Annotated in this window: 14 protein-coding genes; 10 read left to right on the top strand and 4 right to left on the bottom strand. The window is 41.6% G+C overall.

Annotated elements, in window-relative coordinates; genetic code table 11:
* The coding region (locus tag H5300_RS14905; protein WP_182796312.1) for an ATP-binding protein at positions 1-1,662 on the top strand (1,662 nt) is incomplete at its 5' end.
* A 62-nt stretch (positions 1,663-1,724) separates the two neighbouring features.
* Here the strand turns inward: H5300_RS14905 and H5300_RS14900 are convergent.
* Both H5300_RS14900 and H5300_RS14895 read right to left on the bottom strand, forming a co-directional pair.
* Positions 1,725-3,977, bottom strand: a complete 2,253-nt coding sequence (locus tag H5300_RS14900) for a multiheme c-type cytochrome (protein WP_182796311.1) — start codon at positions 3,975-3,977, stop codon at positions 1,725-1,727.
* 85 nt (positions 3,978-4,062) lie between these two features.
* A complete protein-coding gene (locus H5300_RS14895; RefSeq protein ID WP_182796310.1) occupies positions 4,063-4,764 on the bottom strand; it encodes a TetR/AcrR family transcriptional regulator in 702 nt (233 codons plus the stop codon).
* A 319-nt stretch (positions 4,765-5,083) separates the two neighbouring features.
* Between H5300_RS14895 and H5300_RS14890 the strand changes: the two genes are divergently transcribed.
* The 4 genes from H5300_RS14890 to H5300_RS14875 all read left to right on the top strand — a co-directional run bounded on the left by H5300_RS14890 (position 5,084) and on the right by H5300_RS14875 (position 8,289).
* Positions 5,084-5,404, top strand: a complete 321-nt coding sequence (locus H5300_RS14890) for an MFS transporter (RefSeq protein WP_182796309.1) — start codon at positions 5,084-5,086, stop codon at positions 5,402-5,404.
* A complete protein-coding gene (locus H5300_RS14885) occupies positions 5,404-6,627 on the top strand; it encodes an HlyD family secretion protein (protein ID WP_182796308.1) in 1,224 nt (407 codons plus the stop codon). Before H5300_RS14890 ends, H5300_RS14885 begins: the two co-directional genes overlap by 1 nt.
* 128 nt (positions 6,628-6,755) lie before the next feature.
* Positions 6,756-7,442 (top strand): OmpA family protein, encoded by a 687-nt coding sequence (locus H5300_RS14880; protein WP_405055142.1) that lies wholly within the window; start codon positions 6,756-6,758, stop codon positions 7,440-7,442.
* A 622-nt stretch (positions 7,443-8,064) separates the two neighbouring features.
* Positions 8,065-8,289 carry a hypothetical protein gene (locus H5300_RS14875; RefSeq protein ID WP_182796306.1) on the top strand — a complete coding sequence of 75 codons (225 nt, stop codon included), beginning with the start codon at positions 8,065-8,067 and terminating at the stop codon, positions 8,287-8,289.
* Between the two features lie 106 nt (positions 8,290-8,395).
* Here H5300_RS14875 and H5300_RS14870 read toward each other — a convergent pair whose 3' ends face one another.
* Positions 8,396-8,584, bottom strand: a complete 189-nt coding sequence (locus H5300_RS14870; protein WP_182796305.1) for a hypothetical protein — start codon at positions 8,582-8,584, stop codon at positions 8,396-8,398.
* 459 nt (positions 8,585-9,043) lie between these two features.
* Positions 9,044-10,048 (bottom strand): AraC family transcriptional regulator, encoded by a 1,005-nt coding sequence (locus tag H5300_RS14865; RefSeq protein ID WP_182796304.1) that lies wholly within the window; start codon positions 10,046-10,048, stop codon positions 9,044-9,046.
* 483 nt (positions 10,049-10,531) lie between these two features.
* Between H5300_RS14865 and H5300_RS14860 the strand changes: the two genes are divergently transcribed.
* From H5300_RS14860 to H5300_RS14840, 5 genes are all read left to right on the top strand, one after another.
* Complete coding sequence (locus H5300_RS14860) at positions 10,532-11,503, top strand: alpha/beta fold hydrolase (RefSeq protein ID WP_405055141.1); 972 nt, start codon at positions 10,532-10,534, stop codon at positions 11,501-11,503.
* Between the two features lie 39 nt (positions 11,504-11,542).
* Positions 11,543-13,345: an arylsulfatase gene (locus tag H5300_RS14855; protein ID WP_182796303.1), complete on the top strand. Its 1,803-nt coding sequence runs from the start codon at positions 11,543-11,545 to the stop codon at positions 13,343-13,345.
* A gap of 17 nt (positions 13,346-13,362) precedes the next feature.
* Entirely contained in the window at positions 13,363-14,394 is a 1,032-nt protein-coding gene (locus tag H5300_RS14850) for a transporter (protein ID WP_182796302.1), read from the top strand.
* Positions 14,395-14,469: 75 nt separating this feature from the next.
* A complete protein-coding gene (locus tag H5300_RS14845; RefSeq protein ID WP_182796301.1) occupies positions 14,470-15,354 on the top strand; it encodes a DUF302 domain-containing protein in 885 nt (294 codons plus the stop codon).
* A gap of 100 nt (positions 15,355-15,454) precedes the next feature.
* A complete protein-coding gene (locus H5300_RS14840) occupies positions 15,455-16,393 on the top strand; it encodes an alpha/beta hydrolase (protein ID WP_182796300.1) in 939 nt (312 codons plus the stop codon).
* The last annotated feature ends 117 nt before the right edge of the window (positions 16,394-16,510 follow it).

The raw sequence follows: 16,510 nt of genomic DNA, 5'->3' as shown, positions 1-16,510 counted from the left end.
TTCAAGTTTAAATTCTGGGTTAAAAGTGCGTCTTTCACGCTTAGTCATAATGTCACCTGTTTTAGTATCGAGATGATCATACATCACCTCTTAATCAGGTGGCCAAATTCACTATGCCACTTCAGATCCGAAGTTGTCTCTCTTGGAAGTCGAGATGCATATTACTCAAACTCAGGGATTATTGAAGGACTGAGTTTAAAAGCTGTCGATATCAAGGTTGGAGGCCTATCAATTGGTCGAATAGAAGCTATTTTTGATGAGCGCGCTATCTTAAGCCACATAGAGAGCTCGAATAGATATTTAATCATGATAGCGAGTCTTGAAGTTGTTTTTGTCGCTATCGTATCTTTATTATTCAGTTGGGTGTTAGTGAAAGAATTACGTAAACTAACCCAAGCAGTTGAGAGTATAGAGATAAACGGTCCTGGCAGGACTATTGCGTGTGTTGGGGATGATGAAATTTCCCAGGTTATTTCGGCTTTTAACCGTATGTCCTTGGGGCTGAAAGAGCAATACGAACAGTTATCGTCAGCTAAAGAGCAAGCTCAATTAGCTAATAGCGCAAAAGATGACTTTTTAGCGATGGTGAGTCATGAAATGAGAACGCCATTAAATGGTATTCTAGGAATGGCTCAACTCTTGGAGGCAGAAGTCGATGAGGGAAAAAAAGAGCAAGTTAATATTATTGTGAGCTCGGGAGAACATTTACTTTTCATTATCAATGATATTTTAGATATTTCAAAGATCGAACACGGGAAGCTCGAGCTAAGTATTGAGCCATTCTCACTTGAGTCTCTCGTGGAGGAAGTAAAACATTCATTTGACAGCGTTTGCCAGCAAAAAAAACTGGAGTACATAGTTACGACTGAGTACGTCAAAGGTATTTATTTAGTTGGTGATAAAGCAAGAGTTAAGCAGATAATTTTCAACTTACTTGGTAATGCCATAAAGTTTACTGAGAAAGGCGTAATATCATGCCACTTTTGTTGGCAATGCAATCTGTCAATATTAACGGTCACGGTATCTGATACCGGAATTGGTATACCTCAAGATAAGTTTGATATGATCTTCGACCCTTTCTCACAAGAGGATAACTCTACAACTCGTAACTTTGGGGGAACTGGATTGGGGCTCTCAATTAGCAAGAAGTTAGTCGAATTAATGAGTGGGAAGATTGAGTTGTTTAGTAAGGTGAATTTCGGTAGTAAGTTTACCGTTACATTACCACTATCGCCTACAATCAGCCCTTCAAGCACTGTGAAAAAGACAAATTCATCCCACCTCTCAAGTTTGCTTGCTGGCCAGCATATACTTATTATTGATGATAATAAGATTAACCTTATTGTTGGTAAGCATTTTTTTAAAAAGCTTGGGTTAAACGTTGATAGCACAATGGATCCTAACGAGGGCATAAGCTTAATAAGGTCAAAGTCCTATCTTTTTGTTTTGGTTGATAATCATATGCCAGATCTCTCGGGTCCAGAGCTTATGAAAATGGCAGTTCAATCGGATGAAAAGCCCATTTTCTTTGGCTGGACCGCTGATATGTCGGCTCAGTCGATTAAAGATTTTGAACAAGCTGGCGCTCAAGGCGTTTTGCCAAAGCCTCTTACGAATGAAGATTTCCAGAAAATTGTAACTTCATTAAGTGCTAGTGATTAATAAGAAGATTAATCACTAGCACTAGGGCTTTACCAAGCCGACACCGACACTCAGTGTATGCTTTATCTTGTTTTGCCTTTGAGTTGCAAAATGATTTTGGGTGGGACTAGATCACTTAACTCATTAACACATGAATCGAATTCAAGTTTTACTTTTTCTTTTCTATAGTTCCTAGCTAAGACATCACATTGAGCATAGAGGTACTGTGGGTTGCCGCTGTGTTCAAACGCAGAGTGGAGCGCTTCACTTGACTTCAAAATGTTGGACTTTTCTAAAGCTAGACCATAGACATACCAGTAGTGAGAATTGTTGTTTGCGATATCTACAGCACGCTGTAAATATTTGAGTGACTTTTGCTCGTCTTTTGTACGTAAGTAGGCTAGCCCTGCAGCATAAGGCAGGACGTGTGATTTAGGTTGAGCTGCGATGCCTTGTAACAAGATGTCTATTGCCTGTTTGTTGTCGCCTTGCTTTTGATAGAGATCGGATAAATTAATATAGCTGCGCTCAAAATAAGGCTCAATCTTTATGGCTCCCAAATATTCTTCTATCGCTTTTGATGACTTCCCTAGAGCAAGGTAGGTATTTCCTAGGTTGGTTCTGGCAAAAGCGCGATCAGCATTAAAGTTTTGGGTACTAATATACTCATTGAGTGGAGGCGTCACTAGATTTTTTTGTTGAGGTGATAACTGACTCCAATAGTTTACCAATACTGATGCGGTTTCCGTGCGAATAGCCAATACTTCATCTGTTAATAGCGGCTCTAGAAGAGGCCATCGTATAGAAAAGTTATAGCTTGAAGAGCCTGATATGACACCTAAACGAACCATGTAGTTTTCATCTTTAGTTGAGACCCTAAGAGCTTCTAAGTTACTTCTATTTGCACCGCGACTCATGCGTTCGAGAGCCGATGAGCGTATTATTTGACTCAGGTTTGTATTTAAAGCGATCAAAGAAAGCTTTTCTTTTGAGCCATTCTCACCGGCATTGACTTGTGAGAATATCTCAGAGAAGTGTTGTGGGTTACGATGTTTTGATTGTGGGAACCATTGTTGTAATTGATCGGACACCCAAGAGGTATTTTTATTCTCATGGCAAGATAGGCAGACATTAGGTGTGTTTTGGGCAGCTTTGGGAACATGCCAGCTGTGGTCCCGGCGCGGGTCAACTTGCATGTAGGTTGTTTCGGGCATATGACAAGTTGTACATTTTGAGGCATCTGTTTCAGCTTCATGAAATGTATGTGTTTCAGATGCGTATTCTGAAGGTATATGACATTGTAAACAGACACTTGTTTCTGGGATTTTTAATTTGGCACTGTGGGGGTCATGACAGTTTGTGCAGGTAACCCCTTTTTGAGCCATCTTTGATTGTAAAAAGGAGCCATAAACAAAATTCTCAGCATTGACTTGTCCATCGGTGTGGTAATTAGCGGAACTGATTAAATCCAGTCTATATTTATCGCCAAAAGCCCCTGTTACATGATCTTTTGTCTCATTTAATTGTATTCGTCTACTATGGCATTGCGCACAGGTTTGCACTTGATCTGTGCGAGTGATTTTTTCAGGTTGAAGGGTACTGTGGCCTTCTTTATATAGCCAGTTTTCTACGGCTTTAGATAAATCTCGTTGAAAGCCAAAATGAGGTTCAGTCGGGGTGATTTCTCCTTTAGCTAAACGAATGTGTTCACTCGCAGGGCCATGACAGGCTTCACAGCCAACACTGATCTCAGACCACTCGGTGGAATAAGTATTGTTCTGCTTATTATAGTTTTTCTTTAAATTTGTGGAATGACAGTCTGCACACATGAAGTTCCAGTTTTGTCCTGTGTTTAACCAGTAGAATTCATTTGTAGAATCTGTATCTGGATAAAGCATAAACCAGCGCTGACCGCCTTCCTGAGTGGTGCGAGAGTCCCAAGCAAAAGGAATAAGTTGCACTCGTCCATCTGGAAGCTCCACCATGTACTGCTGTAAAGGAGAAAAGCCGAATGTAAAGCTAATTTTATACTCTTTCGAAATGTTGTTATCCTCAGTACGGAACCAGAACTCATCCCCTTTAGTATAAAAATAGCTCTTTTTCTCATTGTGCTGAATTTGTTGATCATTAAAGTTCGCTAAAACAGAGCTAGAATTGGCATGCTGCATTGCCTTTTCGTGATGGGACCCTTTCCAAGCTTTTGCCTGATCTGTATGGCACTCAATGCATAATTGGCTTCCTGAAAATGTTGCTTCGGCAGCTAAGGGGAGGCTGAAAATAAAGAGAATGGCGCAAAAAATATAGGGGAATAGAAGGTGTTTAGTTTTTTCTTTCATGTAAGGCCCTGTGCAGAATGAAGTGTCAATGCGAATGTTTAACCCAATCGTAGTAAATCATGGGTCATCCTGGCTTGTTAAAATGCTACAGGCCTTCGGTCGTGAAGGTTGATAGCTCGTGTGTGAATTCATCAAGTTCGACTAGGGTTATGGTATGTTCTTTATCAATATTAAATATATTTACCATTTGTTTATTCACCATTTCCCAGTGTATGAGTCGCAGTTTTTGTGCAGTCGAGCCCCTAAGATCATCAAGAGGAGAGAGGTGAGGATTGATGCACACTGAGCCATAAGTAAGCATCAGTAAATGCCATTTTAATTCCGATGTATTAATGAGATTTTCATCGGCGCTTTGATTGAATGAGTCAATAAGGTTGTTGATTTCTATATTATTTTCTAGAAAATTAGATGCGATATTATCCTTTTGTTGAACTGACTCGTAAAGCAACCGAGTTGATACTTGGGAGTGCATCATGCTTGTGAATAGGCGCATTGTGAATAAGTACAGCATGAGGCTAGGTGGGATCCCCTTTGGTAATGCTTTCAATATTTTGACAATAGAGGATTGATAATCATCATACAAATGATGACTAACCCTATGCCAAAGGCTCTCTTTACTTCCAATGTGATGTCGAATTAGGCCATGTGATATTCCCACTTTATCGCTTACTTTACGCAGGGAGACAGCCTTATAACCATTAGAAGCGAACATCTCTGCAGCTACGTTTATGATGTTGAGGCTGATTTCTTCGGCTTGTTTAGCCGTTCCGCGTCCCTTTTTTCTCATCCTATTTAGCCCTCCTCATATCGATTATCAATGTAAACTATATCCTCTTCCGCGAGGGGGAGACAAGTTGAACGTTAGGCTTACGTATCTCGTCCATCTATCGAGGTGAACTCAAGCTACGTAGGTTGAAAGAAAGTCAAAATGTTACTCCGCGTGGGAGGATTGATTGGTTCAGTAGAATAAGGGTAGGTGAGGCACTAGCGTTTTTTAGGCCATTCATTTCGAAATGCATTTGATTATGACATGATTTGCTTGATGTTACACATTCGTGTAATAGAAGGTATAATCAATGTTATCTTAATTTAACAGAGTTGAGTCAATGAGTTTAATTAGTGTCCCTTTTGTAGAAACTACGGCAGATACTGCTCTGCATATTGCCGCAGCAGTCGTTCTTATAGGAACTATTGCCGCAGGTCTTTTTGGATTTTGGAAGCTTCATGAGATACCAATTCAAAAAGCTCACAACACAGATCATCACCAAATCGGTTTGATAACGGCTTTAACTTGGATAGGTTTTGTGTGGCATTGGGTGTGGGTTCTTGCCATTATTATTGCGTTTATCGACTTTGAAAAAGCCATTATTCATCTTCGTGACTTATGGCATTCACCGACTAAAACAAATCAGTCAGAGGACATTTAATGTTAGAAGGTTTAGCTGTTTGGTGTTTATTCATCTATTTACTAAGACTCGTTGGGATGCCTTGGAATACAGGTACTAAAACATTCGCATATTTGGGTGGAACCAGCTGGTTATTGTTTGTTTGGGTTGGATTAATTAATTATACGCCAATGGACTTATCGGGAGGCTCAGTTGTTCAAGCTCCTCATATTCAGCTGCGTCCGACATCGACGAATGTAGCGGGTAAGGTTGAAGATATTTACATTACTCCTAACCAGCGCATTGAAAAAGGCCAGCTCGTTTACACGATCGAAGATGAGCCTTATCAAATCTCGTATGAACAGGCAAAGATCACTCAAAACTCAGCTGCTGTTGCGGTGAGTACGGCGAAAGAAGAAGTTAAAATTGCAGAATCTAGCTATGAGTCGGCTTTGCATGATGTTGAAATGACACAAAGCGAGCTTGAGGCTGCTAAGTCTAATAAAGACCTACAGCAAAGAACTCTGAAGCGTTATCTTGAGCAGAATAAAGTGGTACGAGATACGATCACTGAAAGCATGATTGATAACCAGCAGACAATCGCTGATTCTGCTGTATATACGGCTGCTAAGCTAGAATCCCAATTAGGCAAAAAGAAGTCTGATTTAGATAAGGCCAAGCTTGAAATCATGAAAGCAAAATTGGCTGTTGAAGCTCGCCAGTCTGATCTAAATGAAACTCAGCAGAAATTAAACAAAGCGAAGTGGGATCTAGATGGTACCAAAATTTATGCCCCAGCAGATGGCTTTGTGACTAACTTTATTCTTCGTGAAGGACAGCTCGTTTCGCGAGTACCACGTTTGCAGATGTATACGAATGAGAAATACGTATTAATGCGAGTGAACCACCAAGCAATTAGAAATGTAAAACCGGGGCAACTGGCTGAGTTTTCGACACCAGTATACCCAGGTAAAGTGTTTTCTGCTCAAGTTGAAGGCATTGTCGAGGCTACAGGTGAGGCACAAGGAAATTTACTTGGCTTTGATGATAATGTGCGAACAACAACGGGTAAGAACTTGATGAACAAGCATCACTTTGTTCGCCTAAAGGTTTTTGAAACTCAAGGCTACAGCATTCCAGTGGGCTCTGTTGGCTTAGCTTGGATCAGTGGTGAAAAGCCGACAGCGCTGTTGGGGTTCCTAGATGCTATACGTGGCATTATTATCCGTATGAAAGCACAGCTGTACTACTTTTATTCCATCTAATGTTGTCTAGGCTGTTATCAGGTTTTGGAATCAGTCAAGCACTCTGAACGAAAGGTCACTATGTGACCTTTCGTTATCTTTGACAACGGCTTTTTAAATTTACTTAAGGTTGATTTTTTATGAATGTTATGTCTCTTAAAAAGAAAAAGTATGTAACTACAATATTCTCTCTTTTTTTGTTAACGAGTTTATCTGGATGCCAAGCGACACAGCGTCAGAATGCTACAACGGGTGAAACGGAAACGAACTCGACAACTAAGGGGGCTGCAATTGGCTCATTGTCGGGAGCTGCGATTGGTATACTCTCAGGCAGTAATTCAAAAGAGCGTAAAAAGAGAGCTTTGATCGGAGCGACAACGGGTGGATTGATTGGTGCTGGCGTTGGATACTCGTTAGACAAACAAGAAGAGGCTCTACGTCAAGAATTATTGGGTTCAGGTGTTCAGGTCAAGCGTGTTGGTGAAAACGAACTGGTTCTTGTTATGGAGAACGGAATAGGTTTTCGTTCTGGAGAGTATTTACTTGAGCCAAGTGTATATAACTCGTTAAATGGGGTAGCAAGAATCTTGGTTGAGTATCCAGACACTTACCTCCAAATTAAAGGTTACACAGATAGTACTGGCAATAGCTCATCGAACCAGACGCTATCAGAAAAGAGAGCGCAATCAGTGAAGGATTACTTGGTTGGTCAAAAGGTTGCCAGTGGTCGAGTTACAACAAGTGGCTTTGGCGATCGCTATCCGATTTGTGATAATGGGACAGCCGAAGGGCGTGCGTGTAACCGCCGTGTGGAGATTAGCATACAGGCGATATAACACACATTATACCTACCATTAATCGTAGTAAATAACTGTTCGTCCTAGTGGGTTAAAACGCCTGATGACATCGTTGAAATTTTGATTGTAGAATAACCACTTATCGGTAATTTCTGCCTTGTCCTCAAACTTTTTTCCTACGCTATTCCTGAACGCTTACTTACTTTGATTGGTAGGAGTCTAAATATGCTTAACATCCGCAAAGTAAGTTTTGCGGATGTTTGGTGAAGGCAGGCTGAGCGATAGTACTTCCCTCCCCCTATAAAGCTTAACGACTTATCGAAAACATCTTCCTTCTTCTTAAGCCTTCTTCCTACGCTACTTCTGATTATTTACTTATTGTGATTGTATTGGTGGTAAGGAGAATGTTAACTAAGGGTTGAGGGTGTTTTAATTTGAAGTTAAATTTAACACATTATGGGTTGAAGTATTCTCAATGATACGGATGCCACTAAAAGCGATACGACATGAACTACAGCTCTAACTTTTCATGTTTGCCCTTGGTTAGGCAGAGGTCTGACGCTCCCTTTTATGTGACAACCTTGGTACAATTTGGTAAGGTGCCCCCTAAAATAATAAGCATCTCTATGATTATGTAATGAGAGTCAGTTAGGCTAGAAAGATGAACGAATCAACCTTTTATTTAATAAAAAACACGACCCGTGGAAAAATAAAGAATATTGAACAAATCCCTTTTCACGACAAACCGGCATTACTCGAGGCTGTTGATGGCGTTGGCACCCTAGAAGATATTATCGTTATTAACGATAAGATTAAAGCTCTAATACATAGGGGACTTGAGCAAGATGCTGTGAGGTGGGGGCGGTTCTGTAACCCTGCGAGGTAAAGCCAGTTGCCATGAAAAAAAAAGACTCGTCGTCACTCGAGTCTTTTTAGCTTTTTGTATATCAGTTTAGCGTATGTCGAGTTGGGCATCGCTGAGGCAAAGTCGACTACACATCAAGTCCCAAATCTCTTTTCAAAAATGCTGAAAACTCATTAGCATTATACTGACGTGGTTTGACCACCGTTGGTCGGCTGGAGACAATGTTAACCAACCAGTTTTTAAGCTGAATGAAATGAGCCTTCTCATTTATTGGAAACAGAATGGCACTTGAATGCATCGGCATTGTCTGAATCATATTGACCTCTTTTCTGTAAACGAGCTTGTAGTCCTTTCTATGATTAAGCCTCCTTACTGTATGATGAATTTCGTTTGTACTAGTGGGTTTCGAGTTAAGAAAAACTTCGATTAATATTTTCTAACCATCTCAATTTTAATCGGTTTTTTTGCTGTTTTTAATGTTTGCCTCTCTTATATCAATTATTGATAATCTTTGAGCGGAATCTGCTTTGAAATGAAGAGAGGGATGAGCAAATAATACTCGGAACATTGACTCATCCGGCGAGTTCCTTTCGCGTCAATTAAGGCTCATTAGGGGCGAGCTACCTCACAGTTCCTAAGTTAAAGGTAGTTTATTTCACATGATAGTCAAATTGAAATGTTGTTTTTTTGTTAATTTTTTTTCGCCCGGTAGCTCATGATTGTTGTTACGTTTGCTTGTCGGGCACACTCCACTCCGTTAGCGCAGATCTGGTACTTAACACTCTAATGATCTAAGAAACTGTTTTGGTGTTACGCCTCTGTGTTTTTTAAACATGTGAGTAAAGCTATCAAGGCGGCTGTACCCTAAGGTCCTCGCGACTTCCTCTACAGAGACAGAGTTTGATAACATTTTGACGGCTTTGTTACTTAAAACATACCCACACATTTCAGTGAAATTATGCCCGTATTTATGGAAGCGACGTTGAAACTGTTGCGTGGATAGACCTAAGATGGCAGACACTCTAGTAAGGGTTGGCAGGCCAAAGTGACAGCTGTAGTTAATCACTTCATAAACAAGTTTTGTTTCATCTTGTTCATGCGGCATATCTAAGCAAAGATCTAAATCATCAAAACTTAATGAAAATATGTGCTTACTTTCTGATGGGTCAGAGGCGCTGGTTAATCTCAAGCTAGAGTGGAACCATATTTCTGTTTGGTGGTGGTTCCATGTAATGTCTGTCCCAAAGTGATCTCGATAGAGCGCTTTATCTTCTCTTTCTCCCGATAGCATTACTCTCATGGGGATGAACTGTTCGCCGAGATACTTTTGTAGCACTTTGAGCATTAAAACAGCAACTCGAATGCTGTCATGGACATTTAAATGCTTGGCATCATATAAGTTGTTATAGCTCCATTTGATGATGGAGCCTGAAGGGGCGGCAACCCAATGCGCGCCAGATTGAAAACATCTCATACCATAATTGATTTTCCTAATGCTTGACATGAGATCGTGCCCTGAGAACATCCATTTCCCTAACCCATTGAGCTCTTCTAATTTGAAATGTTTGATAGCCTCTATCATAAAGTCGGGGTTTTGAGTGTCACGCTCGAATTCTTCAAACAGTTTATACACTTCGGAAACTGGCAAAAGGTTAGAGGGGCGAGCGAAAGCCGTTTGGGGGATACTTTGAGGGAGTGACTGTTTGGTGTAGTAGGTGTTTAACATGTAGGAATGTAGACGCATTAAACTGTTTACTCTAATGAAATAAGGGCTGTTCATGTACTTTCTCTTTTAACTTAAACAAATGGTCTTTCATCACAAATTCGGCGGGCTGCTTTTTATCACAGAAATTGAAGTTGCTCTTGCTCCAAACGAATTGCTTCAGAGAGCCATTATTACTGATTTAATCTACCAAAAACGTACATAAGCTCCAATTTTTGTGCTTTATTATTAAAAAGATGAGTTATAGGGTTCTACTTTTTCTAAGTTGAAGTCGTTGTTTTATATGTAGAATAACTTGTTTAATGAATCCTGTATGATATTGTTTATTGATGTCGCAAATATACACTGCTTTGTGTTTTTTTGAGTGAATGGTTGAGCTGCGCCACTGGGTTTGGACAAGTAAGCCCAAGTTTGGAATAGAACTCCACTTCTGATACTGACTTGGAAATATGTTCATTGATTCTGTAATGTAAGCTTAGGCTCTTGAATGTGTTCACCAATAAAAAGTCAACGTCACCAATTGAAATTGAGGGTATGAGTGTGAAAAATAAAGTCGAAAAAATTAGCATGTTTGATCGTTTCAATTCATCAGCATTGATGTTGTTGACCTCCGAGTACAAAACTATGGAGAAAATGCGAAGAAAAAACAATTACCCGTCTTTTCCGACCTTTAACACGCCGGATCCGATGCCTTTGAAGTTTGTCAATATCAATGGTGTTGACATTCGTTACGCCCACGCTGCGGCACCTGATAAACCGACGCTTGTTCTGTTATCTCCTTTCCCACAGAGTATTATTGCGTATGCTCCTATTTGGAGTCGCCTCGCAAAACGTTATAACCTTTACGCTTATGATATGCCCGGCTTTGGTGGTAGTGACGGTGGCTTTGAGCATATGACCTTCAAAGCTCAAGGTGATTTTGTCAAAGCGTTTGTGGATCATTTCAAGATTGAAAACGCACACTTCCTTGGACCTGATGTTGGTATGCCTGCTCTGCTTTATTATGCAGGGACGTATGACAATAGCGTGAAAAGTTTATTGGTTGGTGATGGCCCAGCGATTAACCCTTCTTCTAATGCGAGTGCCATTCGTAAAATGGCGAATTCAGGGTTTTGGAGAATGGTATTCAGAGCGACCGGCTCTGGCGCTTTAATCCAAGGGTGTATTAATATTTGCTATACTAATTATCTCCCAAATAAAGAAGAGATCTCAGACTATATCGCATCCTACAGAGAGAGAATGCCAGCTGTAATGCAGTGGTTTAAAGATTACCAGAAAAGCATTGAGACAGTGGATCCTCTTTTGGAAAAAATCCAAACCCCAACGAAAGTGTTTTGGGGGGATCAAGATGCGATTCTTTATGTCGATAATGGCGAGCGTTTAGCTGAACGAATGCCGAATGCCGAGCTTACGGTATTTAAGGATACAGGCCACTTCTGTTACCAAGATAGACATCGTGAATTCGCAGAAATGGTCATTGAGTGGATCACAAAGACAGAGCAGTGTAAGTAGTCTTTACAAGTCAGTATGCAACTCTCACAGGAGAAAAATATGATAACAACAAGGAAAAACCGAATACTTAGCGGTTTGATTATGGGGGCGACGCTTCTGTACTCCCAAGTATCGTTAGCCGAACAAAAGCAGCCCAACATCTTAATTATTACCGCCGATGATATGGGCTTTTCAGATGTTGGTGCTTTTGGCAGTGAAATTCAAACACCAACCCTGGATTCTATTGCTAATGAGGGGCTACGTTTTAACAACTATTACACCAATCCTTTGTGTACGCCAACTCGAACTTCGTTAATGTCTGGTGTTGATCACCATAGAGCCGGCGCGGGTACTATGGGCTTGTTTACAGCTCCAAACCAAAAGGGCAAACCTGGTTATGAAGGTTTTCTACGCGACGAGTTTGTCACTCTAGGCGATCTTATGAAAGGGGCCGGTTATACAACATTTGTGAGTGGTAAATGGGACTTGGGTCGTTTCCCTGACCTGATCCCAAGAGCGAGAGGTTTTGATCGTGACTTTGTAATGCTTGATGACCATGGCAGCCACTACAGTATGTTAGCTATGTGGGCTGATGCACCAAAGTTACAATTTACTGAAGACGGCAAGTATCTGAAAGAATTACCTGACAATTATTACTCGAGTAAGACTTACACCGATAAAATGCTGTCTTTTATGAAAGATAACAAAGCTAACGAAGATAAGCCTTTCTTTGCTTTCTTATCTTACCAAGCTCCCCATGACCCTTTACATGTCGATGAACCGTGGAGAAGCATGTATCAAGGGCAGTATGATAAAGGCTGGTCTGCCGTACGATTAGCTCGTTATAACAAACAAAAAGAGCTGGGGATTATTCCTGAGTTTACCGAGCTTGCGGAGCGATACTGGTACGTACCAGACAGTGAGATGTTAGCACCGATTGTTAGAGCGGCATTAGGGCGCGAAATGGAACTCTATGCTGGTTTAATGACTAACATGGACCACCATCTTAACCGTGTCATTCAGTACTTAAAAGACACCGGTGAATATGATAACACCATGATTCTGTTCTTTGGTGACAATGGCCCTGAGGGGAATGGTACCTTTGATAAAATCACGACGTTTGGTACGAAGAACTACATCTTCAAAGCTAGAAACTGGTCTGATGTTGGTGATATTCGCCTACAAGGCACAGAGAACAACTATACCGAGCTAGATCCAGGTTGGGCTCAGGTATCGGCTGCGCCATTTTTTGGGCATAAAGACTTTACCTTTGAAGGTGGTATTCGTAATGCTCTGATTCTAAAGCCTGCAGAAGGTAGCCCTTATAAACCGGGAACCATTCGCGATGACTTTATGCATGTTCAAGATATCTTTATGACCTTAGCTGACATGACGAATCAAGAGTTTCCAAATGGCTATACTCAAGCTAAATCTTGGCTTGATATGTTAAATGACCCTTCTGCAACCGTGAGAACGGGTGACGATTGGTTTGGCTGGGAGTCTGGTAATTCGCAAGCGCTACGTAAAGGGAAGTGGAAAATTTCAAACAATATCAAGCCTTGGGGTGACGGTGCTTGGAAACTCTACAATCTTGAAAAGGATCTGTCTGAACGTAATGACCTTGCGAAGCAACATCCAGAGATCTTAAACGAGCTTGTATCCATTTATGAAAATGAATATGTCGTGAAAAACAACGTTATTCTTGGTAGCAGAAACTACCACGAGAGCGATTGGTGGGATGGTCCACTTCGTTTTGAAGAAGGTAATGATGAAGGTTCAGAGTACCCACCTGGCCTGTATAAGAAACAATGGGTGCCACCTCAAGAGATGATGGCGGAACCTAAACAGGTAGAGGAGAAGTAATGATGAAAGGATTCAACATGAAAACACCACCTTTAAAAAGCATGACGAAATACCTGATCGGTACCGGTTTGATCGTTTCTACCAGTGCCAGTGCAATCACGTTACCGCCAAGGTTCTATGAGCGTACACTGTTGGGTGTCGAAGCAATTCCGATTCTGGGGTTTAGCTTTGATGGTAATATTAACCCACTCGACCCAACGTTAGGGGATGGCACACCACAGGATGATGGTACAACGCACCTATCAGGGAATATGGCGCTGGCGGGTTACTCGATCAGCTTCCCGATACAAGATAGATCAGCTCGTATAGCCTATTTACAGCCAATTGGTGGTATGGATGCGACGGTTACACAGCCTGTGGGGAATAATCCATCTTATCCGGCGTTTTATGATTCTACCAATGGTGTGGGTGACCCTTTCTTCGAGTTCACCATTGGCTTGATCGGTACACCGGCGTTGGATGAACTGCCAAAAGCGATTCGTTACCAACCAGGCTTTCAGATGGACTTGCTGCTGGATTTAAGCGTTCCTCTTGGTGAGTACGACGAAGACAACACCTTAAACATGGGGACTAACCGCTTTTGGGGGCGAGTTGGCTTCCCGATGATGTACCAATTGGGTGATGTGTGGGCACCAAGTAAGCGTGCTTCATTCGAGCTTTTACCTGCGATTACTTGGTATGGTGACAACGACGATTTTCATGGCGGCAGCCAAAGTACCGACTTAGGCTATAGTTTAGGGGCACACTTAACTTATGACGTCAGTCAACATGTATGGGTCTCTTTAAACTACTCTTACGTTAAGTCTGGGGATTATACAAATACAGGTGCTGATGGCAGTACGACTAAAGGTGATGGCCAAGAAATGTCCAGTGTCGGTGTGACAGTAGCGACTGACCTGACGCGTAACCTAAATGCTTCGATCGGTTATTCCACAACCATTAATGATGATGGACCAGGAGATGCTCAAATGAGTACCTTTAGCCTGAATCTGACTTACTACTGGGCAGATATTTTAGACGGCCTTTCACGGACCGGCTTTAAATTCTAACCCTAAAGCGTCTAGTCTTACTTGAACATAAACTAGGCGCTTTTTTATCCAAATAAACAGAATGGTGTAACATATATGAAGATGTATCCTTTTCTTACTTTAGGGCTTACCGCTCTACTGGCTGGCTGTGCTGCAAAGCCTGTTGAAGAGCAGCATTACATTGACTCTGATCGTTTAGCTGATGCTGTGATTGAGAATGTTGAAAGTCAGGCAGACTTATCCATGTCTATCACGATCGATCATTCTCGTTTAGCGAATGCCGCTGGTGAGCCTCTTTCTCCATCTCGTGTTGTGATGTTTCATGATTTGCCACTAGAGGCAGAGTTAGTCGCAATGAACCCTCTGATAGCCCTCGATATGCCGATGAAGTTATTGTCCTATCAAGAAGCGAAGGCAGAAGAGGCGCACTTGATATGGAACCACTCGGACTATTTGCAAGCACGTTATAACGTGCAGTTTAGTCAGCAACAAATTGAACGTTATAACCAAGTCATGAGCCAAGCGCTAGACGGTATCGACACTTCTAAGTTCAAAAGCTTTTCACGAAATGACATGAAAGATAATGCTGTGATTACGTTAACGAGCGAACTCTCTTTCGATGATACGGTTAAGCAAGCGATTAAAGTGATCAGTGGTAACGATGACGTTACGATTTTTAATCAAATTGATTACCAGAGTGTGGCGAACGATCAAGGTATAGCATTAAACCCGACCTATTTGATCATGTATGGTGCACCGGCACCCGGTGGAAAAGCGATGATGCACGCACAAACGATGGGGTTAGATGCGTTCCCACAAAAGTTGCTTGTTTGGGAAGACGACAGTGGGGAAGTGAAGGTGAGCTTTAATGATTTAGCGCTTTTAGCTGAGAGGCAGGGGGCAAAACAAACCTTTTCGTTGTTGATGATACAAAAAAGAATCTATTGGTCACTTGAAGATGCGTTTGAAAAGAGTGAATAGCAATAGCCTAGCACTGGCTTGTCATTAAGATTTATTCATGAATCAAGGTTCCATTTTGTTTGATTCATACGGTTATACACATTTGTAAAATGGTGAAAAGATGAAAAAATACTACAAAGAACAAAATTCAGCTTGGGTAGATGTCCAACAGTTCTTACCGCAAGAGTATCGTTGGGAGCAAGATTTTGCGCCTGAGGAGAGCTTTATTCCATGGCGTAATAGCACGCTGCATGTAGAAAGGTTCCCTAACCCAAACGCCTCTCATAAAGTAATTTTGTTACATGGTGTTGGCACCAATTCACGTTTGCTCAACTTGGTTGCAGGAGCGCCTTTGGCCGCCGCTGGGTATGAAGTGGTTGCTCTAGATATGCCATACTATGGTATGACCGATAATAATGAACCTCGAATTACGTATCATGATTGGGTGGAAATCGGTTGTGATTTGGTTCGTTCTGAAATGGAAGCCGATGGTAGACCGATTGTTCTTTATGGTCTAAGCGCTGGCGGCATGCTCGCCTACCATATTGCCGCTGAAACGCGCTTGGTGAGCGGAATTATGGGGATGTGCTTCATCGACCCAGCTTCAGAAACAGCACGTCGCAGAATGTCAACAAGGCCAACGATGGATGAAATCTCGTTTAAGATTCTACCAGCCTTGCCAAGAGGCTTTATTGGAAAAGTTAAGGTTCCGGTAAAAATGCTCTTGAAAATGGAAGCGCTCGTGAATGACAAGCAAGCACTCAAGTTGTTGATGTCTGACAAATGCTCGGGTGGAGCCAGTGTGAGCTTAGAGTTCATCAACAGCATGCTGGAATATGAACCAGCGATGGCTTTTGAAGACTTTGATTTGTGCCCAATTATACTGCTGCAGCCAGAAAAGGATAACTGGACGCCATTCTCGGTGACTGAACCATTCTGGGAAAGAGTCGCGGCTAAAAAAGAGATGGTGACGCTGGGTAATGCGAGCCATTATCCTATTGAGCAGCCAGGCTTGTCGCAAATGAATGACGCAATGGTGAAATTTATTCAGAAGTTGTAAAACCGTATTGTTGGTTGAACTTCAGTCTCTGGGGGGGGAAGATTTCGATGGAATCTTTCCCCTTTGTTTATCTGAATAACCGAAGTTTGTGTGAATAACCGAAAAGTACTCTTGCGC

Origin of the sequence: Vibrio sp. SG41-7 (genome assembly GCF_014164465.1) — a bacterium.
Lineage (GTDB): Bacteria > Pseudomonadota > Gammaproteobacteria > Enterobacterales > Vibrionaceae > Vibrio > Vibrio splendidus.
This window is presented reverse-complemented; position numbering and strand designations above follow the sequence as displayed.